The organism is Arthrobacter sp. P1_H7, from assembly GCF_056405215.1.
Window position 1 is genome coordinate 15,860 of the sequence record NZ_JBFUCO010000003.1, and the last position, 21,560, is coordinate 37,419.

General features: G+C 68.9%; 14 protein-coding genes. 8 read left to right on the top strand and 6 right to left on the bottom strand.

The window, feature by feature from the left end:
- The first annotated feature begins 40 nt into the window (after window positions 1-40).
- Entirely contained in the window at window positions 41-1,372 is a 1,332-nt protein-coding gene (gene hemL, locus AC1DXI_RS03050; RefSeq protein ID WP_476937389.1) for a glutamate-1-semialdehyde 2,1-aminomutase, read from the top strand.
- A gap of 85 nt (window positions 1,373-1,457) precedes the next feature.
- Here hemL and AC1DXI_RS03055 read toward each other — a convergent pair whose 3' ends face one another.
- The 4 genes from AC1DXI_RS03055 to AC1DXI_RS03070 all read right to left on the bottom strand — a co-directional run bounded on the left by AC1DXI_RS03055 (window position 1,458) and on the right by AC1DXI_RS03070 (window position 5,014).
- Window positions 1,458-2,195: an amino acid ABC transporter ATP-binding protein gene (locus AC1DXI_RS03055; protein ID WP_018773854.1), complete on the bottom strand. Its 738-nt coding sequence runs from the start codon at window positions 2,193-2,195 to the stop codon at window positions 1,458-1,460.
- Complete coding sequence (locus tag AC1DXI_RS03060; protein WP_476937390.1) at window positions 2,192-2,956, bottom strand: amino acid ABC transporter permease; 765 nt, start codon at window positions 2,954-2,956, stop codon at window positions 2,192-2,194. The genes AC1DXI_RS03055 and AC1DXI_RS03060 overlap by 4 nt, the downstream gene beginning before the upstream one ends.
- A 3-nt stretch (window positions 2,957-2,959) precedes the next feature.
- On the bottom strand, window positions 2,960-3,895 hold the full coding sequence (locus AC1DXI_RS03065) for an ABC transporter substrate-binding protein (RefSeq protein WP_476937492.1): 936 nt from the start codon (window positions 3,893-3,895) through the stop codon (window positions 2,960-2,962).
- A 408-nt stretch (window positions 3,896-4,303) separates the two neighbouring features.
- Complete coding sequence (locus AC1DXI_RS03070; protein ID WP_018773857.1) at window positions 4,304-5,014, bottom strand: 3'-5' exonuclease; 711 nt, start codon at window positions 5,012-5,014, stop codon at window positions 4,304-4,306.
- A 97-nt stretch (window positions 5,015-5,111) separates the two neighbouring features.
- On the opposite strand from AC1DXI_RS03070, the gene AC1DXI_RS03075 reads away from it, so the two are divergent.
- From AC1DXI_RS03075 to AC1DXI_RS03085, 3 genes are read left to right on the top strand one after another with little or no spacing between them, the layout of a single operon-like run.
- Window positions 5,112-5,528, top strand: coding sequence for an MGMT family protein (locus tag AC1DXI_RS03075; RefSeq protein ID WP_476937391.1), 417 nt, complete (start codon window positions 5,112-5,114; stop codon window positions 5,526-5,528).
- A 38-nt stretch (window positions 5,529-5,566) separates the two neighbouring features.
- Complete coding sequence (locus AC1DXI_RS03080) at window positions 5,567-8,908, top strand: ATP-dependent helicase (protein ID WP_476937493.1); 3,342 nt, start codon at window positions 5,567-5,569, stop codon at window positions 8,906-8,908.
- The gene (locus tag AC1DXI_RS03085) at window positions 8,905-12,567 is read left to right on the top strand and encodes an ATP-dependent helicase (RefSeq protein WP_476937392.1); all 3,663 of its coding nucleotides are present in this window, start codon (window positions 8,905-8,907) and stop codon (window positions 12,565-12,567) included. Before AC1DXI_RS03080 ends, AC1DXI_RS03085 begins: the two co-directional genes overlap by 4 nt.
- 77 nt (window positions 12,568-12,644) lie before the next feature.
- Here the strand turns inward: AC1DXI_RS03085 and AC1DXI_RS03090 are convergent, their stop codons facing one another.
- A complete protein-coding gene (locus AC1DXI_RS03090) occupies window positions 12,645-14,231 on the bottom strand; it encodes a macrolide 2'-phosphotransferase (protein WP_476937393.1) in 1,587 nt (528 codons plus the stop codon).
- Between the two features lie 187 nt (window positions 14,232-14,418).
- Between AC1DXI_RS03090 and nudC the strand changes: the two genes are divergently transcribed.
- The 3 genes from nudC (at window position 14,419) to AC1DXI_RS03105 (ending at window position 18,447) form a co-directional block, all read left to right on the top strand.
- Window positions 14,419-15,522 carry an NAD(+) diphosphatase gene (gene nudC, locus AC1DXI_RS03095; protein ID WP_476937394.1) on the top strand — a complete coding sequence of 368 codons (1,104 nt, stop codon included), beginning with the start codon at window positions 14,419-14,421 and terminating at the stop codon, window positions 15,520-15,522.
- A 160-nt stretch (window positions 15,523-15,682) separates the two neighbouring features.
- Window positions 15,683-17,785 (top strand): ATP-dependent DNA helicase UvrD2, encoded by a 2,103-nt coding sequence (locus AC1DXI_RS03100; protein WP_476937494.1) that lies wholly within the window; start codon window positions 15,683-15,685, stop codon window positions 17,783-17,785.
- Entirely contained in the window at window positions 17,785-18,447 is a 663-nt protein-coding gene (locus tag AC1DXI_RS03105; protein WP_476937395.1) for a M48 metallopeptidase family protein, read from the top strand. Before AC1DXI_RS03100 ends, AC1DXI_RS03105 begins: the two co-directional genes overlap by 1 nt.
- Window positions 18,448-18,454: 7 nt before the next feature.
- Here the strand turns inward: AC1DXI_RS03105 and AC1DXI_RS03110 are convergent, their stop codons facing one another.
- Window positions 18,455-19,954 carry a zinc-dependent metalloprotease gene (locus tag AC1DXI_RS03110; RefSeq protein WP_476937396.1) on the bottom strand — a complete coding sequence of 500 codons (1,500 nt, stop codon included), beginning with the start codon at window positions 19,952-19,954 and terminating at the stop codon, window positions 18,455-18,457.
- A 257-nt stretch (window positions 19,955-20,211) separates the two neighbouring features.
- Here AC1DXI_RS03110 and AC1DXI_RS03115 point away from each other — a divergent pair, with 257 nt between their 5' ends.
- Window positions 20,212-21,360 carry a YlbL family protein gene (locus AC1DXI_RS03115; RefSeq protein ID WP_476937397.1) on the top strand — a complete coding sequence of 383 codons (1,149 nt, stop codon included), beginning with the start codon at window positions 20,212-20,214 and terminating at the stop codon, window positions 21,358-21,360.
- Window positions 21,361-21,560 lie beyond the last annotated feature (200 nt).

Below are 21,560 nucleotides of genomic sequence, written 5' to 3' on the forward strand. Positions count from 1 at the left end.
CCGCGCACTGACCTGGCCGCGAACTGAAAGAATAGGAACCATGACTTCCAGCATGCCTCGCAACGAGGAACTCTTTGACCGAGCCCGCCAGCTGATGCCGGGCGGCGTGAACTCACCCGTGCGCGCCTTCGGCTCCGTGGGCGGGACGCCGCGGTTCATGGTGTCCGCCAAGGGTGCCTACCTGACCGACGCCGACGGTGCCGACTACGTCGACCTCGTCTGCTCCTGGGGCCCGGCGCTGCTGGGGCACGCCCACCCGGAGGTCCTGGCAGCCGTGCACGCCGCCGTCGACCGCGGGCTCTCCTTCGGAGCTTCCACGCCGGACGAGGCCAACCTCGCCGCCATCATCAAGGAGCGCGTCCCGGCCGCCGAACGCGTCCGGATGGTCTCCACCGGCACCGAGGCCACCATGACCGCCGTCCGGCTGGCCCGCGGCTTCACCGGCCGGAACCTGATCATCAAGTTCGCCGGCTGCTACCACGGCCACCTCGACGGCCTCCTCGCCGCCGCAGGCTCCGGCCTGGCGACCCTCGCGCTGCCCGGCTCGGCCGGGGTCACGGCCGCGACCGCCGCGGAGACCCTCGTGCTGCCTTACAACGACCTCGGCGCCGTCGAGGCCGCCTTCGCCAAGCACGGTGACAGCATTGCCGCCGTCATCACCGAAGCCGCTCCCGCCAACATGGGCGTGGTCACCCCCGGCGACGGCTTCAACGCCGGCCTCTCCCGGATCACCCGCGAGCACGGCGCCCTGCTGATCCTCGACGAGGTCCTGACCGGCTTCCGGACCGGCTACTCCGGCTACTGGGGCCTCACCGGAGGCGCCGCCGACGCCGCCGAGCCGTGGACCCCGGACCTGCTGACGTTCGGGAAGGTGATTGGCGGCGGCATGCCGACGGCGGCCCTCGCCGGGCGCGCGGAGGTCATGGACTACCTGGCGCCCCTGGGCCCCGTCTACCAGGCCGGCACGCTGAGCGGTAACCCGGTGGCCATGGCCGCCGGGGTCGCAACCCTCACATACGCCACCCCCGAGGTCTATTCGTTCGTGGATGCCCGCTCGCTGGAACTCTCCGCGGCGCTGTCCTCCGCACTCGATGCAGCCGGCGTGGACCACTCCATCCAGCGCGCAGGAAACCTGTTCTCCGTGGCCTTCGGCACGGGCGCCCGGGGTGTCCACAACTACGACGACGCCCAGGGCCAGGAAGTGTTCCGCTACGCCCCGTTCTTCCACTCCATGCTGGACTCCGGCGTCTACCTGCCGCCGTCAGTCTTCGAGGCCTGGTTCCTCTCCGCCGCGCACGACGATGCCGCGATGAACCGGATCTTCGACGCCCTCCCGGCCGCGGCGAAGGCGGCGGCCGGCGCCAAGCCGTAGCCTGCAGCTCTTAACGAGTTAATGACTGATAGCACCCGCTGTTGCGGGTGCCATCAGTCATTAAAGCTGCCTTGGCGCTGGCGAACTACAGAACGTCCGCGAGGAACCCCTGCAGTCGCTCGGTCCGCGGGCTGGTAAAGATTTGTTCCGGCGGACCGGACTCGACGACGACGCCGGCGTCCATGAACGTCACGGTGTCCGAGACATTGCGGGAGAAGCCCATCTCGTGGGTCACCACCACCATGGTCATGCCGCCCTTGGCGAGGTCGGCCATCAGCGCCAGCACACCCTTGACGAGCTCGGGGTCGAGGGCGGAGGTGGCCTCATCGAAGAACATCACCTCCGGCTTCATGGCCAGGGCGCGGGCAATGGCGACGCGCTGCTGCTGGCCGCCGGAAAGGTTGGCAGGACGTGCGTCGGCCTTGTGCTTGAGCCCCACCAGGTCGAGCTGCTCGAGCGCCTCGGCCCGGGCCTGCTCGGCCGGCAGCTTGCGCAGCTTCCGCAGCGCCAGCGAGACGTTGTCCACCACGGTCTTGTGCGGGAACAGGTTGAACTGCTGGAACACCATGCCGATCCGCTGGCGCAGCTCGTCCGGGTTGTCCTTCAGGACCGAGCGGCCATCGAGCAGGATGTCGCCCTGGTCCGGTTCGATCAGGCGGTTCATGACACGCAGGAGCGTGGACTTCCCTGAGCCGGAGGGCCCGATCACCGAGGCCGTGGTGCCCGTGGGGACGTCCAGGTCGATGCCGCGGAGGACATGGTTAGTGCCGAAGGACAAGTGCAGGTTCTTGCCGGTCAGCGAGCCGGAGGCGAATTCGCTCAAGGCTGTGCTCCCTTCCCGATCAGGGCGGCGGCGTCGTCCGGCTGCTGTTTCTCCGGACGGCCGGTGCGCAGGCGGTTGTCGATGTAGTTGACCAAGTGGGTGAGCGGAACGGTCAGGATAAGGTACATGAACGCCGCGGCCATCAGGGGCGACAGGTTGCCCGTGTTGGCGGCGGCGTCGTTACCGATCCGGAAGATCTCGCGCTGGCTGGCGAGCAGGCCGAGCAGATAGATCAGGGAGGAGTCCTTGATCAGCGTGATGAACTGGTTGACCAGCGCCGGCAGCACGCGCCGGATGCCCTGCGGAATCACCACCAGGCGCATGGATGAGTTATAGCTGAATCCCAGGGCACGGGAGGCTTCCAGCTGGCCCTTTTCCACGCTCTGGATGCCTGAGCGGAAGATTTCGCCGATGTAGGCCGACGCCATGAGCGTCAGGGCGAAGATGGCGAGCGGGAACGGGTTCGTGGATCCGGTCAGTTCCCGGACGACGGGCCCGAGCCCGATGCCGATCAGCAGGATGACCACAATCGCGGGGACCCCGCGGAACACATCCGTATAGATCCGCGACAGCCACCGGAGCGGCGTGCTGCGGGACGTGCCCATGACGGCCAGGACCATGCCCAGGATGCACCCGAGCACTCCCGAGGCGATCGCCAGGATCAGGGTGTTGCGCAGGCCGACCGTAAGCATTTGCGGCAGGACGGCTGCTATCGCCTCCCAGTCGAAGAAGCTGCCTATGAGTTGATCGAGTGCATCCATGGACTAGGACTTCGGAACAGTGACGGCCTTGGAACCCGGGGACCACGTGGCCGGGGTCTCGCGGTCCGGGTACCATTCCTTGGTCAGCTTGGACCAGGTGCCGTCGGCGATTACGGCGTCGAGGCCGGAGTTCAGCGCGTCAATGAGCGGCTGGTTTTCCTTGTTCACGGCGTATGCAGTGAAGTTCTGGGTGTTTACCACCGACTCGGCGATGACAGTGCCGTCGCCTTCCTTGACCTGGCCGGTGGCCTGCTGGGACGGAGCGACCCAGGCGTCGACCTGGCCGTTCTTCACGTTGGCGTAGGCGGTGTTGTAGTCCTCGAAGCGGACCGGCTCGATCTGGAGGGTGTTGGTGACGTAGTCATCCTGCACCGTGCCCTGGACCACGGCGATGCGGGTGTCCTTGGTCAGGTCCTTGAATCCCTTGATGTTGGAGTCCTTCTTGGCGACCACGGCCATGTAGCCAAAGTCGTAACCGTTGGTGAAGCCAACGGTCTTGCGGCGGGCGTCAGTGGTGGAGATTGAGGAGGACCCGAGGTCGAACTGCTTGTTCTGGACCTGGGCGAGCAGCGAGGCGAAGCCGGTGGCCTTGAACTCCACCTTGAGGCCCAGCTTGTCCGCAATGGCGCGCAGGAGCTCGTTGTCGTAGCCGGTGAATTTGCCCGACTGGTCGATGTAGATGTTCGGCGGCGCGTCCGAAAGGGTTCCCACTGTCAGGGTTCCATCGGTGATCAGGCCGAGCTTGGACTTGTCGATCTGGTCCAGGGGAGTGACGTCCTTGGTGGTGTATTTGTCCAAGGACTTCTGGTCGCTGCCCTGGAGGGCATCCGTCGGTGACGCCGTTGACTGGGCCGAACCGCCGCCGCAGGCTGCAAGGGAAACCGCCACGGCGATGGCCACGGGAACGGTGGTCAGCCACTTCAAGGCTTTGCTTTTCATCACGCAATCACTTTCGTCTGAAATTCAGTGGGTCGCGGGAGGCTCATCGGGCCCCCGGCCGCTGGCTTGGGCGCCGGGTGGAGCAGACACGCCGCGAAAGATAATTGTGTCATCCGACGTGGGCGCCCATTCAATCCGAACAAATCAGAGCTGGTGTGTGCGTTCTGCGAACTATCTTCAGGGACATGCATGATCGGCGGTGATCCTGATAGTGCTGGCGGGGTGGCGCGGAATCATCGGCGCCGGAGCGGGCGGCAGGTGGACGCCACGGGCGGTGTGACCTCCGTCGCAATCACTGGATTTGCGCGCAGCGGGGGACTAGTTAAGCCGTTCCGCCGGCGAACGTTTCGTTTTAAGAAGTGTTCCCGCCCGGCGCCCGGGCGTCCGGAATCCCGGCGTTCCGAAATCCTAGAAGTCGCCCCGGCTGGCATCCTCGGGAGGCAGGACGGGCCAGTCGCCTTCGATCACAGCGGCCGGCTTCGTCTTGCGCAGGTAGCTTTGAAAGTCCGCGGCCTGGGCCGAGGCCCATTCGACCTGGAGCTGGTGCAGGTTGCTCGCCGGCATCCTGAGCTTGGGGAATTTTCCGGCCATGGCATCGAGCATCCGAAGGGTTGCCAGGGCATCGGCCGCGGAGGTGTGCGCGTTGTCCAGATTGACGCCGTACTCCTCGCACAATGCGGTGAGGGTGCGCTTGCCCTTGCGGTACCGGTCCACCTGCTTGTTCATGACGTATGGATCCAGCACGGGGAAGCGGCTCAACTGCGGGACGCCGTAGCGGGCCGACTCGGCGGCGAGCACGGTGAAGTCGTAGCTGGCGTTGAAGGCGATGACCGGCACACCCGTGTCGAAGAGCTCCTGGAGCACGGCGGCGACCTCCCGCGTCACTTCCGCGGCGGGGCGGCCTTCGCTGCGGGCCTTCTCGGTGGTGACGCCGTGGATGTCGCTGGCCTCGGTGGGAATCTCAACGCCGGGGTCGGCGAGCCACTCGTGTTCCTGGACGATCCCGCCGTCGGAGTCCACCACGGTGATGGATGCTGTGACAATCCGCGCCGCGCGGGAGTTCCGCCCGGTGGTTTCGAGGTCGAAGGCTGCGCGGGGGAGGGTGTTCCAAGTGCTCATGCTTCAACGGTAACTGCTGCCACTGACAGTTCCTGACCGCCGTGCCCGCGTGCCGCCCGGACATGGTTCCGGAGTCCGGAACGGCTAGGCTGGACCGATGCGGACGGAGTATGTGGAGGCGGTGCTGGAGCTCGTGGCGTTGATCCCGGCCGGCACGGCGGTGGCCTACGGCGACGTTGCGGAACTCCTCGGCGCCGGTGGCCCGCGCCAGGTCGGTTCGGTCATGAGCCACTATGGCAGCAGCGTGCCCTGGTGGCGCGTCCTGAAGTCCAGCGGGGACGCCCCGCCCGGCCTGGAGCACGAGGCATTGAGCCTTTATCTGCAGGAGGGGACGCCGCTGCTGGGCCGCTACGACGACTTCCGCCGGACCGGCGAGGGACGCTGGCGTGTTGACCTGGCCTCCGGCCGGTGGGCGCCCTCCGAGGCCGACTTCGACCGGATCGATGCCATCGCGGAGCGGCTCGAGCGGGAGTCGCATAAATTGTCGGTACCCGATGATGAAATGACTGTGTGAGTACCCCCAGCCACCTCGAACCAAGCCTGCAGCGGTCCGTGCCCCGTCCCCTCCCCGGGGCGGGGCACGCAACGGGAGCAGGGTTGCGCCTGTTGCCGCCCCGGACCCACCACAGTGCGGTCCCGGTGCTGTCGCCGGACCAGCTCGCCGCCGTCGAGGTCCCGCCCGGCTCCGGCCCCGTCCTGGTGCCCGGCGCACCCGGCACCGGCAAGTCGACGGTCCTGGTCGAGGCCGCCGTCCGCCGCACCCTGCGCGACGGCCTGGATCCGGAGCGGATGCTTATCCTGGCTCCCGGGCGGCTCGCCGCGGATACGCTCCGCGACCGGTTCACGGCCCGCCTGGACCGGAGCCTGAGCACGACGCCGGCGCGGACCTGGGCGTCATACGCCTTCGATCTGATTCGCCGTGCCAAGGCCGAAGGCCTCCTGCCGCTTCCGCGCCAGCCGAAGCTGCTCTCCGGCCCGGAACAGGACCTGATCATCAAGGAACTGCTGGAGGGCCATGCGCTGCCCGGCCTCGAACTGCCCTGGCCCGAGGACCTGGACGCCGCTCTGCGGACCCGCGGTTTCCGGCAGGAAGTGCGCCAGCTCTTTGACCGGATTATCGAATCCGGGCGGACGGCCGAGGACCTTGTAGCCTTGGCGCGGCAGTGCAACCGGCCGGACTGGATTCCGGCGGCCGCACTGTACTCCGAGTACCGCGATGTCCTGGACCTGCGCATGCCCGAGGCCTTCGACCCCGCCGGCATCATCACTGCCGCGCGCCAGATCTTCCAGGACTCGCCCGATTTCCTCGCCGCCGAACGCGACCGCCTCCAGCTGATTCTCGTCGACGACATCCAGGAGGCGAACCCGGCGGTCTTCGAATTGCTCGCAGACATCGCCGCCGGCAAGGACGCCATCATCACTGCCTCGCCGGACACCGTGGTTCAGGGCTTCCGCGGGGCACGCCCCGATCTCGTAGCGGAGCTTCCCGGCCTCCTGGCCCCTGACGGAGCGATCCTGGAACGTCCGCTGTGGACCGCGCATCGGCAGGTACCGGCGGTAGCAGAGGCTTGGCTGTCGGTGGCCGGGCGCATCTCCCGCAGGTCCGGCGGCCAGTCCGCCCGCCGGCTCGAACAGCCCGAACCAGTACCGGCGCCGGACGGGCAACCAGTCCCGACGCCGGAGGGAACAGCAGACGGCCGCCCGGGGACCGTCGAGGCCCACCTGCTGCCGTCCCCGGTCCATGAGCTGCGGTATGTGGCCCAGCGGATCCTCGAAGCCCAGCTGAACGACGCCCGGGAACTCGGGGACATCGCCGTGATAGTGCGCAACGGCGGCCAGCTCAGCCAGTTGCAGCGGTACCTGGCCGGGCAGGGGATTCCGGTCCGGATTCCCGTCGCCGAATCCGCCGTCCGGGACGAGGTCGCGGTCCGTCCGCTGCTCGATGCCTATGCGGTGGCCCTGGACCCTGCCGCGCTCACACCCGAGTCAGCCGTGTCCCTGCTGACGTCCCGGATAGGCGGCGCCACGTCGATTGAACTGCGGAGGCTGCGGCAGTCGCTGCGCCGGGAGGAACTCCTGGGCGGCGGCGGACGCACCAGCGACGCCCTCCTGGTCGAGGCCCTGCTGGAGCCGGGAGCGTTGGCAACGCTGGGCATCGAGGGGCACTCGGCCCGCCGGATCGCCCGGATGATCGCCGCGGGGCGGGACGCCGCCGGGGCCCCCGGAGGCAACGCCGAGACGGTGCTCTGGGCGCTCTGGCATTCCACCGGCCTGGCCTCCCGCTGGACCGACGCAGCCCTCGCGGGAGGATCGGCCGGTGCCCGGGCCGACCGTGACCTTGACGCCATGATGGCGCTGTTCCATACCGCGGAACGCTTTGTGGACCAGCTGCCGGGGTCCGGCCCAGAGCAGTTCCTTGAATACCTCCTCAGCCAGGAACTTCCCATGGATACCCTTGCGGCGCGGGCGCAGCTGGAAGACGCGGTGGAGCTCATGACCCCTGCCAGCGCGGCCGGCCGCGAGTGGCCGGTGGTGATTGTGCCCGGACTGCAGGAAGGTGTGTGGCCCAACACGCGTTTGCGCGGCGAGCTGCTCGGCAGCACGCTGTTCGCCGACGCCGTCGAGCACGGCGTGGAGTATGCGCTGCGGCTGGATCCCCAGAGCCGGCTGCGCGAAATACGTTATGACGAGCTCCGGAGCTTTTCCACTGCAGTGTCCCGCGCCCGGGAGGTGCTGATCTGCACCGCGGTGTCCTCGGAGGATGAGCAGCCGTCCTCGTTCCTGGATTATGTGGCGCCGTTGCGGCCGGGGCAGGACCGCCGGGGCTTTACCCCGGTCGAGCGTCCGCTGACCCTCCGGGCGCTGGTCGCGGAGCTGCGCCAGTACGCCCAGCTCGACCCGAGGGCGGCCGAATCGGCGGAAGCCGCGGCCGTGCTGGGAGGCCTGGCCACGGCCCAGCCTCCGGTTCCGGGCGCGCATCCCGCGAGCTGGTGGGGGTTGGCGGAGTTGTCCTCGGCGGAGCCCGTGGTTCCGCCGGGCGGTACCGTGTTCGTGTCGCCCTCGAAGGTCGAAACCGTGCAGAAATCGCCGCTGGACTGGTTCGTCCAGGCCGCCGGCGGAGAAGCCGCAACCGATTTTGCCCGCAGCCTGGGAACGCTGGTCCACGCCATCGCGCAGGACATGCCGGACGCCTCGGGAAGCGAATACGTTGCCGAACTCGTCCGGCGCTGGCCCACACTGGGGATGAAGGACAACTGGGAAGGCAAACTGGACTTCCAGCGAGCCGAGTCCATGGTCCGCAAGCTCGCCCAGTACGTCCTCGTGATGCGCAGCGAGGGCCGGAGCCTGGTCGGCGTCGAACAGGATTTTGAGGTGAAGCTGCCGGACGTTCCGGCGGAGGCCGCTGGCTCGCAGGCCGAATCCGAGTCCGGCGACGGCGGGAGCACCGGTCCGGCGCGGCCCGCCGTGCTCCGGGGCCAGGTCGACCGGCTCGAGATCGACGCCGAGGGCCGGCTGGTGATCATCGACCTCAAGACCGGCAAACGCCAGCCCGGCAAAGCGGATCTGGACCGGCACCCGCAGCTCGGCGCCTATCAGGCCGCCGTGCTGGCCGGCGGCTTCGCGGGTCCCGACGACGGTCCGCCGCCGCTGCCGGGCGGGGCCGTCCTGGCCCAGCTGGGCACCACCACCAAGAGCCCCGGCATCCAGGCCCAGGCACCGCTGGATCCGCAGGACAACTGGGCACTGGAGATGGTCGGCGACGCCGCCCGCGTGATGTCCGGCAGCGTTTTCCAGGCCCGCCACGATCCGTCCAAGGGAGGCCACGGCGGCCACGGCTGCCGGCTCCCTGAAGTGTGCCCGCTGTGCGTGCGGGGAAAGCAGGTTACTGAATGAGCCCCGAGGCGCCGGCACCCGGCCCGACTGACCCGCATCCGGCACCCGCTCCCCTTCCCGCCCCGCGGTTCAGCCCGGAAGAGCTGTCGGCACTGCTGGGGGAGGGGAACAGCCCCACGGCTGAACAGTCCCTGATCATTTCCTCGCCCCTCACGCCGCGGCTCGTGATCGCCGGGGCGGGGTCGGGGAAGACCGCCACCATGGCGGACCGGGTGGTGTGGCTCGTTGCCAACGGCTGGGTCCGGCCGGAGGAAGTCCTCGGCGTCACCTTCACCCGTAAGGCAGCGGGTGAACTCGCCTCGCGGATCCGGGCCAAGCTTGCCGCGCTGGCGCGCATTGCGGCGGCCGACACCGGGAACACGCTCTTCCCTGCCGGGCTGCTGAGCGCGGATGCGCTCGAACCCAAAGTCTCCACCTACCACTCGTATGCCAGCGGCATTGTGTCCGACTATGGTCTCCGCCTCGGCGTCGAACGCGACGTCGTGCTGCTCGGCGGCGCCCAGTCGTTCCAGCTCGCCAGCGAGGTGGTGGAAGCCTTTGACGGGGACTACGAACACTTCCGGTCCGCCAAATCGACGCTCGTCAAGGCCGTGATCCAACTGGCGGGAGAGTGCTCGGAGCATCTGCAGGACCCGGCCCAGGTCCGTGGCTGGCTGTTGGAACGGGTCGCCGAGTTCGAGTCGCTCCCGTACGTCGCAGAAGCCAAGAAGAACCCCACCCAGGCTGCGGGCGAGCTCAGCGCGATGCTGCGCACGCGGGCCAGCGTCGCGGACATGGTGGGCCGCTATTCGGAGGCGAAGCGCGCCCGCGGCGCCCTGGACTTCGGTGACCTGGTGGCCCTGGCGGCGCGGGTGGCCAACGAGATTCCGGTCGCTGCCCAAACGGAGCGCCAGCGCTACAAGGTGGTGCTGCTCGATGAGTTCCAGGACACCTCGCACGCCCAGTTGGTGCTGTTCTCCCGGCTGTTCGGCGACGGCCATGCGGTCACCGCGGTGGGGGACCCGAACCAGTCCATCTACGGATTCCGGGGGGCGTCCGCCGGGCAACTCTTCCATTTCGTCCGCGAATTCCCGGTCCTCGTCGGCGTCAGCGGGGACGGTACCTGCACCGGCCGCGGCAGCGAGGGGGACCAGGGCAGCGGGGACCAGAGCAGTGGGCAGACCCGGCGCTTTGCCGTGGCGCCCACATCCTACTTGACTACGGCGTGGCGCAACGGACGCAACATCCTGGCCACGGCCAACCTCATTTCGGCGCCGCTGAGCAAGGCGGCGGCGAACCTCGGGGCCGCCGGGGCCCGGGAAAGCGCCGACGCCGTCGAGGTCCCGCCCCTGCAGCCCAGCCCCGCAGCGGTGGACGGCAGGGTGGTGATGGGACGGTTCGCCACGGACGAAGCCGAGGCCGCGGCCATCGCCAGCGACGTGCTGAAATTTCGCGTGACGGACTTCGACGCCGCTCACTCCGCGGACCCGGTTCCGCCGGCCATGGCCGTCCTGTGCAGGCGACGGGCGCAGATGGAATGCATTCGCCGCGAGTTCGAAGTCCGGGGCATTCCCTATGAGATCGTTGGGCTCGGCGGGCTGTTGGACACGCCGGAAATCATCGACCTTGTCGCTACGCTCCGGGTCCTGGCCGACCCGGGCCGCTCGGACTCCCTCATGCGCCTGCTGGCCGGCGCGCGGTGGCGGATCGGCCCGGCGGACCTGATGGCCCTGCGGGACTGGTCCAGTTTCCTGGCCCGCCGTCGGGGCCGCCCCGGCGGCCTGGACGCCGACGACGCCGGGCGTGCCGCCGAGGATACTGGCCAGAACGACGACGACGCAGTGATTGAAGGCGATATCACCGATTCGGCCAGCTTGGTCGAGGCTCTGGACTGGCTGCCCCGCGACGGCTGGACGTCGGCGCACGGGCGCAGACTGAGCCCGGAGGCCCGGGACCGTCTGCAGCGGCTCTCGGACGAGCTCCGGCAGTTGCGCAGTTACATCGGCGACGACCTCACCACTTTGCTGGGCGAGGTGGAACGGGCGATGCTCCTGGACATCGAAGTTGCGGCGCGGCCCGGGATCAGCATCCATCAGGCCCGCCGCAACCTGGACGCCTTCCAGGACGCAGCGGCCGGGTTCCTGCACACCTCCCAGCGGGTCGACGTTTTGGCGTTCCTCGCATGGCTGGAAGCCGCGGCGGCCGAGGAAAACGGCTTGGATGCCGCAGCGCCGGAAGTGAACCACGAAGCCGTCCAGCTGTTGACCGTGCATGCCTCCAAGGGGCTGGAATGGGATGTGGTGTTCGTTCCCGGGCTCAATTCCGGGGCGTTCCCCAGCAGCCGGGACTCGCGGTGGAGCAGCGGCAGTGCGGCATTGCCGTGGCCGTTGCGCGGCGATCGCACCGATTTGCCCCAATGGGACCTGGACCAGCCGGACCAGAAAGGCTGGCTGGACGCCGAGAAGGAGTTCAAGTCTGCCGTTCAGGCGCACGGCGAGGCCGAGGAACGGCGCCTGGCCTACGTGGCGTACACCCGTGCCAAACATGTGCTCTGGATGTCCAGTGCCGCGTGGGTGGGGTCCCGGGCCGGTTTGGCGGAGATGTCTCCTTTCCTTGCCGGGCTCGAGGGCCTCACCGCGGACGGCGCGGCCGAAATCCACCCGCTGTCCGTCAGCGAGGACGCGCTGCCGGCCGAAAGCCCCCTGACCTCTGAACTCGAAGTCGCCGCCTGGCCCTATGATCCCCTGGAGGGCCCGCATGACCCCCGGACGGGGAAGCGGCTGCGGCTGGTCCCGGGCCGGCGGGCGGCCATGGAATCCGCCGCGGCCCGCGTCCTGCAGGCGATGGACGCCGGCCCGGACGCCCAGCCGGGCCTTGGCCTGGGCAGCGGCCAGCAGTGGGACCGTGATGGTGACCCGGCTGCGTCCCCGACGCGCCCCGGCGCGGCGGGCGGCGCGGAGGTCGGAAACCGTCCCGTCCTGCGCGGTCCTGCAGCGGGGTGGGCGCAGGAGGCGGCCACGTTGCTGGAACGCCGCTCGCGGCGTTCGGTGCTCCAGGATGTGCATCTGCCCGGGCATATCTCGGCGTCGACTCTCGTGGACCTGGAAGATGACGCAGGCTCCGTTGTGGCCCGCCTGCGCAGGCCGGTCCCGCGCGAACCGGGGATGTCGGCCCGCAAGGGCACGGCCTTCCACGCCTGGGTGGAGGAATACTTCGGCGCCGCAGGGATGCTGGACCTGGGTGAGGCCGCCGGCGCTGACGACCACATCGACGAGGCCTACGGCCTGGATTCCATGGTGGAAACTTTCCGCCAGTCCGAGTGGGCCCACCGCGCCCCCGCCCACGTTGAGGTCCCGGTCGAGACGCGGATCGGCGACGTCGTGGTCCGGGGCAGGATCGATGCCGTGTTCCGCGATGCCGACGGCCGCTGGGACCTTGTGGACTGGAAGACCGGCCGCCGCCCCTCGGCTGCCCAGCTGAAGGTGAAAGCAGTCCAGCTCGCCGTCTATCGCCTGGCCTGGGCCCGCCTTAAAGGGGTCCCGTTGGAGGATGTCCGGGCCGCCTTCTACTACGTGGCCGACAACCAGGTGGTCCGCCCGCACGACCTCGGATCAGCGGAAAAGCTTGAGGAAATCGTGGCGGCGGCGCTGGGAAGGACGGCAGCGGCGAGCGGCACCTAGCGGATGTCAGCCGGCCAGGGAAGATCCGCCGAACGAGCCGGCCGGGGTAGTGCACCCAATCCGGCCGGCAGCCGGGGCTAGCGGGAGGCGGAGTCGACCACCGTGATGGCGGCGGTCGACGTGTTGTCAGCGGACCCGGGCTCCGCAGCGGAGTCCGGCTGTACGACGGCGATCGATTGCGTCGACGTGTCGCCGCCGGCGGGAACCCCGGCTTCGGCGTCGCTTTCACTGGCCGTACCGGCTGCTCCGGCGTCCGGGGCCGCTGACTGCGGGGCGTCGTCCTGCGAGATACCAGCCTCGGAAGCCTGGGCGTCGTGGTCTCTGGAGATGTCGGCGGACCCGCCCGGCTGGGCGGCAGCGCCGGCGGCCTCACCGGTGCCTGGCTGGGCGCCTGCGTCGGCGGCTGTGTCCTTGGATGCGTCTGTGTGCTGCGCTGTCTCTGCGGCAGGCTGCGGGACAGCCGTCGGTTCGTCAGTCTCCGATTCCCGGGGGATAGGGGTGACATGCACTGCGGGCCGCGCACTAATGCCGGCAGTGGCATCGCCAGCCGGAGCGGTACCGGGTACCGGCTCCATGGGCAGCAGCGTGACCTTGCTGACGGCGGGCGCAGCCCCGTTGGCTGGAGGGACGGGCGCGGCCGGGACCGTCGCCGTCGCCGTGTCGACATGAACGCCGGTCTCGGCATTGGCTTGTTCTGTGCCGGGTATGGGTGCCGCGGCCGGCAGCGGTTCCACGCTGATCGGCTGGCCGCCGTGTTCCGCCACGTCCTCGGCCAGTGTGGCGAGCATGGATTCTGCCTCGTCGATCATGTCCTGGTTGCCGGCGGCCATGCCCTTGACCAGGTACTGCGCCAAGGCGAATTCGGCGGACAGCGCGGCCCGCCGCAACAGGTGCGCGTCGGGCGCATCGCGCCGGCTGGAGGTGTAGTGATCCAGGACCGCGTTCACAAAGTCCTGTTCGTTCGAGGCGACGAGCCAGGCCATGTCGTCCGCCGGGTCTCCGATGCGCAGGTCGGTCCAGCCCGTCACTGCGGTCACACGCTCGCCCTCGACCAGCAGGTTGTCCTCATGCAGATCGCCGTGAACGACGCAGGGATTGAAGCGCCAGAGCGAGACGTCTTCCATGGCGTGTTCCCAGCGCCGCAGCAGCAGGGGCGGGATCTTTCCGGTCGTGGCCGCCTGATCCAGTTCGTTGAGGCGCCGCTGGCGGAATTCGTTGGGCGTGTAGCTGGGCAGGTCGGCGTTGCTCACGATCGACCGCGGGAGGTCATGGATCGCGGCCAGCGCCGCCCCGATTTCGCGGGCCAGCGCGGGGGAGCCGCTGCTGAGCTCGTCCAAGGAGCGGGTGGCGCCGGCCAGGTGTGAATAGACGAACGTGCTGAGCTGGCCTTGCCGGACCGTTCCCGCCACCGTGGGCATGAGGAACGGCAGCTCGGCCCGGATGCCGGGAGCGAAGGCCCGCAGCACCAGGAATTCGGTTTCCAGCCGGGCACTGGCTTCGGCATGCCGGGGGGAGCGGACGCGCCAACGCTTGCCTTCGGAGTCCAGCAGGAGGGCCGCGTCGAAGTCCGCCGGATCGTCGGGCGCAGAGCTGACGGCGGTCGGGGTCAGGCCGGGTACCGCCGCCGTTGCTACGGCTGCCAGTTCGATTGGTTTCCTTCTCACCCTTCCACGGTAGATTGAGCGGCGCCCAAGACGGCGATGTACTCCGGCGAGTCTTGAGATCGGGGACAAATCGGCGCTAAATCGGCGCTGAACCCGGGGTAAACGGCCTGTCCCGCAGACGCCGTGGAGCGCCCGGCGGCATGGCCGGCAAATGTCAATTGTCTGCCCGAGTCAGTACGGTGGGTATATGAGTCTTGCGGAGTCACCGGCATCGTCACCGGGATCGTCACCGGCATCACAGCAAACCCCCTCCGAATCCCCGGCACCCGACGGTGCGGCCCCGCCGGTACATCTCCTGCCGGCAAACCACCTCATGGAGACTGTCCTTCCGGTGCGCCCGGCCCTGATCGACCGTGGATCCGTGGCGCGGGGGAAACCCGGAATGCTCGCGGAGCTGGTCGGTTCAGGTTCGGCGCAGGCCGTGGTGCTCTCCGGCCGGCAGGCCCTCGTCAGCGGCAACAGCCTCGTGCTCCTCAACGCGGCCGAGCTCTCCGGGCACCTGGCCAACACCCCGTATGCTCCCGAACACGTGATTTACCTCGGTTCCGCCCTGGCGGGCTCGGACCTCGACGCCGGCACCGAACTCGTCCTCTTTGTCCTCCCCGTTCAGTTCGAAGTCCAGGCCGAGGAATTCGAGGCCCACGTGGCCGGCGTTCCCAGCGATGCGCAGTGGGTGGGTTTCCGCGAAGTCGCGGCACGCCTGAACGCCACGGACACTGCGCTGTTCATCGAAGCCAGCGCCATCGCCAACTGGCACTCCACCCACACGCACTGCCCGCGCTGCGGCACTCCCACGCAGCCGGAAGCCGGCGGCTGGGTCCGGCGCTGCCCGGCCGATAACTCCGAGCACTTCCCCCGGACGGATCCGGCCATCATCGTCACCGTGGTGGGCCCCGACGGGAGACTGCTGCTGGGCGGAGGCGGCCCGCTCGACGCCCGAAACTATTCGACCCTCGCCGGCTTCGTCGAGCCTGGGGAGTCGCTCGAACAGGCCGTGCAGCGCGAAATCGGCGAGGAAGTCGGAGTCCGCGTCACCGCGTCCCAGTACCTCGGATCGCAGTCCTGGCCGTTTCCCGCCTCCCTGATGCTCGGTTTCACGGCCACCACGCCGGACACCGAGGCCCGGCCCGACGGCGTCGAGGTCACCAGGGCGCGCTGGTTCAGCCGGAGCGAACTGCAGGACGCCGTCCTCAGCGGCGAGATCGTCATTTCCAGCAGGCTCTCCATCGCCCGGTCCCTTATTGAACACTGGTACGGCGGCGTCATTCAGGACGCCGCGGACAGCGCCTGACCAGGCCTGCCCCCATCCGCAGGACACCGACTACCGACTAAGCAGCAAAGTGACCACAGAGAAATTGAACTTCAGCACCATCCCCGGCGGGGAACCGTCCGGCGGCACGACGTCGGGCGATGCCCCGGCCGGTGAGGCCCCCGAACCTGACGGCCGCTCGCTGGAGGAACGGATCCTCGGCGGCCTCGACGCCGAGCAGCGCGAGGTCGCCAGCACCCTTCAGGGGCCCATGTGTGTCCTGGCCGGTGCCGGCACCGGCAAGACCCGCGCCATCACGCACCGGATCGCCTACGGCGTGCACTCGGGGGTGTACAGCCCGCAACGGCTCCTCGCTGTCACCTTCACGGCCCGGGCTGCCGCCGAGATGCGCAGCCGGCTCCGTGACCTCGGCGTCGGCAACGTTCAGGCCCGCACCTTCCACGCCGCGGCGCTGCGCCAGTTGCAGTTCTTCTGGCCGCAGGCGGTGGGCGGCACCTTGCCCAACCTGCTCGACCACAAGGCACAGATGATTGCCGAGGCCGCGCGGCGGCTCCGGCTCAGCACGGACCGCGCCTCCATCCGGGACCTCGCCTCCGAAATCGAGTGGGCCAAGGTATCCATGCTGACCCCGGCGAACTATCTGGAAAATGCCCAGGGCCGCGGCAACCCGGGCGGTTTCGACCTGACGGCCGTGGCGCGGGTCTTCCAGTCCTATGAGGACGTCAAGACCGACCGCAACGTCATCGACTTCGAGGACGTGCTGCTGATCACCGTGGGGATCCTGCAGGAGGACCCTAAGGTGGCAGCGACCGTCCGGGAACAGTACCGGCACTTCGTCGTTGACGAGTACCAGGACGTCTCGCCGCTGCAGCAGCGGCTCCTGGAGCTGTGGCTCGGCGGGCGCGACGAGCTCTGCGTCGTGGGTGACGCCAGCCAGACCATCTACTCCTTCACCGGCGCCTCCCCGAAGCACTTGCTCGGCTTCAAAGCGATGTATCCCGAGGCCCACGTCGTCAAGCTGATCCGGGACTACCGCTCCACGCCCCAGGTTGTCAGGCTCGCCAACGACCTCCTCGCCGGCCGGCGGAGCGGCGGCCCGGTGGCCGACGCCGCCTGGGCCACGCCTTTGCAGCTCGTGGCGCAGCGGCCGGCGGGCCCGGTGCCGCGGTTCACCGAATGCTCGGATGACGAGGCGGAGGCCGCCACGGTCGCCGCGCGGATCCGCGAACTCCTCGACGCCGGAACTCCGGCGAGCCAGGTCGCCGTGCTCTTCCGCACCAATGGGCAGTCCGAAGCCTACGAACAGGCGCTGGCCTCGGCAGGGATCGGGTACCAGCTGCGCGGCGGTGAGCGGTTCTTCGCGCGGAAGGAGGTCCGGGATGCCATCCTGCAGCTCCGGGCCGCCACCCGGGCCGTGGCCGAAACCGCCACGCCCGAGCCGCTCGGGCAGCTGGTCCGGGACATCGTCGCCTCCCTGGGCTACACGGACGCGGTGCCGCACAGCGGCGGCGCGCTCCGGGAGCGCTGGGAATCGCTGGCCGCCCTCGTGGCGCTGGCCGACGAACTCGTGATCAGCAGGGGCCCGCAGTTCGCGCTCCCGGACTTCGTCAACGAGCTCCAGGAAAGGTCCCTGGCCCAGCACGCACCGACCGTCCAGGGCGTCACCCTGGCATCGCTGCACGCCGCCAAGGGCCTGGAATGGGACGCCGTGTTCCTGGTCGGGCTGAGCGAGGGCCTCGTGCCGATCTCGTTCGCGGACTCCCCGGAAGCGGTGGACGAGGAACGCCGGCTGCTGTATGTCGGCATCACCCGCGCCCGCGAACACCTGTCGCTGTCCTGGTCCACTGCCCGGACACCGGGCGGGCGCGCCAACCGCAAGCCTTCGCGCTTCCTGGACGGCCTGCGGCCCGACTCCGTGGCCAGCTCCCACCTGCGGGGCAAGGGGCCGGCGCCGCGCCGGAAGGCGGCCGTCCCGGCGTCGTGCCGGGTCTGCGGCAGCATGCTCTCCAGCGGCGCGGAGCGCAAGGTGGGCCGCTGCAACCAGTGCCCGCCCAGCTACGAGGAACAGACGTTCGACGCGCTCAGGCAATGGCGGAAGGACGTGGCCCTTGAGGCGGACGTCCCGGCTTTTGTCGTGTTCACCGATGCCACCTTGACTGCCATCGCCGAGGCACGCCCCGAATCGCTGGAGCAGTTGGCCAAACTCGCCGGTGTGGGTCCATCCAAACTGGAGAAGTACGGCGAGGCCGTCCTGACGGTCCTGGCCGAAAGCACGGTTCAGTGATGCCTGGTTCAGTGAAGTCTGGGGGTTCAGCGAAGTCCGGCGCAGCTCCGGCGGCCACACCGCTGACCACCGCCGACGGCGCCCCGGTGGTGGTGCGCCGCTCTGCCCGCCGACGCCGCACGGTCGCCGCGTTCTGGGAGGACGGCACCGCCGTCGTCGCCATCCCCGCCTCCTTCAGCAGGGCCCAGGAACGGGAGTGGGTCCATCGCATGCTGGAAAAACTCCGGCGCCAGGGGGACCGGGCGGCGCCTGGTTCCGGCCGGCGGCGCCCCCGCAGCGATGCCGACCTGGCCGCCCACGCCGCCGCCCTGTCGGCGAAGTATCTGGGCGGCAGGGCGGTGCCCTCCTCGGTCCGCTGGGTCACCAACCAGAATTCGCGCTGGGGTTCCGCGACGCCGTCCGAAGGGACCATCCGGCTCTCGGCGAAGCTGCAGCCCATGCCGCAGTGGGTGATCGACTACGTGCTGCTCCACGAACTGGCCCACCTCCTGGTGGCCGGCCACGATGCCGCCTTTTGGCGGTTGCTGACGGCGTACCCGGAGACTGAGCGCGCCAAGGCCTTCCTGGAAGGGGTCTCGTTCGCGACCTCACGCGGCCTCGTGCCCGGCGGCGGATACGACGAAGCCCCAGACGGAACCGAAATCCCGGCCGGGGCCTACTAGCGTTTGGTTAGGCCTTGGGCGTGCCGCCGTCTTCCGGGCCGCCGTCCTGACGGTCGTCTTCGTCCTCCTTGGCCGCCGATTCCTGGCCGGACGCGCCGGGCTCCGCGGTGCCCTCTGACTCTGCGGTGCCCTCGGTTTCCGTGGCGTCGGTGCCGGCCGGCTCGTCGAACCCTCCGCTAAGCAGCTTCTGCAGGGCGTCGTCCACTTCGCTGTCGCTGGCTTCGGCGAGTTTGCGGCGTTCGCTGAAGCCCTGCGGATCTTCCAGGTCCTCGGCCGTGGGCAGCAGGTCGGGATGCTGCCAAACGGCGTCGCGGCCGTCCACCCCACGCTCGTCCTTGAGCAAGGCCCACAGCGTGGCGGCCTCGCGGAGCCGGCGCGGCCGCAGTTCGAGCCCCACGAGGGAGGAGAACGCGTGCTCCGCGGGGCCCCCGGTGGCGCGGCGCCGCCGGACGGTTTCGCGCAACGCAGCGGCGGAGGGCAGCAGCTTCTCGGTGGCACCCCAAGTGAGTTCGTCCACCCAGCCCTCCACCAGGGCCAGCGCCGTTTCCAGCTTTTCGAGGGCCTGCTCCTGGGCGGGAGTGCGCTGCGGCATGAAGACACCCTGCGAGAGCGCCTCCTGGATGCCCTCGGGGTTGCTGGGATCGATCTCGCGTGCCAGTTCTTCGATCTTGGACGTGTCGATGTGGATGCCGCGGGCGTAGGCCTCGATCGCGCCGAGCAGGTGCCCGCGCAGCCAGGGGACCTGGACGAAGAGGCGGGCGTGCGCCGCCTCGCGCACGGCCAGGAACAGGCGGATGTCGTTCTCCGGCAGGCTGAGGCCCTCACCGAATTTCGCCACGTTGGCCGGCAGGAGCGCCATTTCAAGGTCTGCCAGGGGCACGCCGATGTCCGTCGAGCTGACCACTTCAGCCGAGAGCGCGCCGATCGCCTGGCCGAGCTGCATGCCGAAGATCGCCCCGCCCATGTTCTGGATCATCGAGGAGGCGCCGCCCATCATGGACTTCATTTCCTCGGGCATCTGCTCGGTCATGGCGGCCGAGAGCGCATTGGCAATGCTGTTGGCCACAGGCTCGGTCAGCCGCTTCCACGTCCCCAGGGTTTCCTCGACCCACTCGGCGCGGGACCACGCCCGGCCGATCAGTCCCGTGGCCGGAAGCCCGGTGACCTGGTCAAGCCACAGTTCGGCCAGCCGAAGGGCCTCATCGACCTCCCGCGACTGCTGCGCAGTGACCGAGGGATCGGATCCGCTGGCGGCGACCCGCCGGGCGTTCTCATGCGCCAGCTGCCAATTGACGGGCCCCTCCGAGGGGGCGCTCATCATCGCCTGCACCTGGGAGAACATCTGGGCCAGGAGGTTGGGATCGTCCGGGAGGCCTGCTGCCTTGGCGAGTTCGGCTGGGTCGATATTGCCCATGCCCTGCCCGCCCATCAGGTTCTTGAGCATTTCGGCCAGGGGATCCTTGGGTTCCTCGTCGCCATTGGACGGATTGAGTGGGTTGGAGGTCATGATCCCGCCGATCGTCGGTGTGGCTGCTTCTCAACTTCACGGTACCCCTGTGCAAGAGTGGCTGTCTGCCGAAACCGCGCCACGTTCGCTGTAGGCAAAGAGCGGTCCGGGGTCCCAAGCGCGTAGGCTTGGAAGTTGGAATATTTGCACGCGGCAGCCTCGGGTTAGGCTGCGGCCCTGGTGCGTGGTTGCGGTGTCCTCTCGGGCTTGTCCCGGCGGGGCCGCAGCATCTCGTGCCGGCACGGAGAGGTCGTTCAATGACAATCACCCACGGTGAGCAGCCCGCCAGCGACCCAGCGGCCGGCCCTGCCCGGGGCAGAAGGGCGCGACTGGCCGGCGCCGGCGTGCGGCGCCCGCGCAACAACCGGTCTTCGGCCATGCTGGTCTCGGGGCTGCTTGCCGCCGCCCTGGGCATCACAGCGGTGAGCCTGCCGGTGCCCTACGTGATCGAGTCTCCCGGCCCCACCTTCAACACCATCGGCCAGGACAACGGCAAACCGGTCATCAGCGTCAGCGGCCATGAGTCGTATCCCGCCAAAGGCAGCCTGGACCTCACCACTGTCTATGTCGACGGCGGTCCCAACGGCCCGGTCAGCGTCGTCGAGGCGTTCTCGGCATGGCTGAACGGGACCAAAGCCGTCTACCCCCAGGAACTGCTGTTCCCGACCGGCGTCACTAAGGAGCAGTCCCAGCAGGAGAGCGCCACCGCGATGACCACCTCCCAGGAGAACGCTATCGCCTCGGCACTGAAGGAACTGAAGATTCCGTTCGGGCAGAAAATGCAGGTGGCCGGCCTCCCGGACGACTCCGCCTCGAAGGGGCTGCTGCAGGCAGGGGACGAACTTGTCTCCATCAATGACAAGCCGATTACTGCGCTCGGCGTGGTCCAGGCGGAACTGGCCGCCGGCAACGGCAAACCCGCCAAGGTCATCGTGGAACGCGCCGGCGCACGGGTGCCCGTTACCATTACGCCGGCCAAGAACAGCGCGGGCCGCTACATCCTCGGCGTCTTGCTGCAGTACAAGTTCACGTTCCCGTTTGATGTCACCATCTCGCTCGATAAGGTCGGTGGCCCGAGTGCGGGCATGATGTTTGCGCTTGGCATCATTGACACCGTCACTCCGGGGGACCTGACCGGCGGCAAGCACATCGCCGGGACCGGAACCATTACCCCGGACGGTGCCGTAGGACCCATCGGTGGGATCGCCCAGAAAATGCAGGGGGCGCGGTCCGGCGGGGCCACGCTGTTCCTGGCGCCGGCGGCCAACTGCGAAGACGTCCTGGGCCACATCCCCGACGGACTGCAGGTGGTCCGGGTCGAGAACCTCACCGAGGCACGCAAAGCAGTTGAACTGGCCGCGTCAGGCGGCGACACATCCGGCCTGCCGGTCTGCACCAACAACTAGACTGGCCGCGGAACTAAGCGCCGCCCCCACTCGTGGCACTAATGACGGCCGCGCCGTCCAGACGTGACCCTGCTGCAGGGCCCTGACGGAACGGCGGCGACGGCCGTTAGAATGCATCAACCCGGCTACACCGGCACTTGGTCGCCAGACTGAGCCACAGCAGCGACTGATAACTAAAAACCAGCAGTACGACCAGCTAT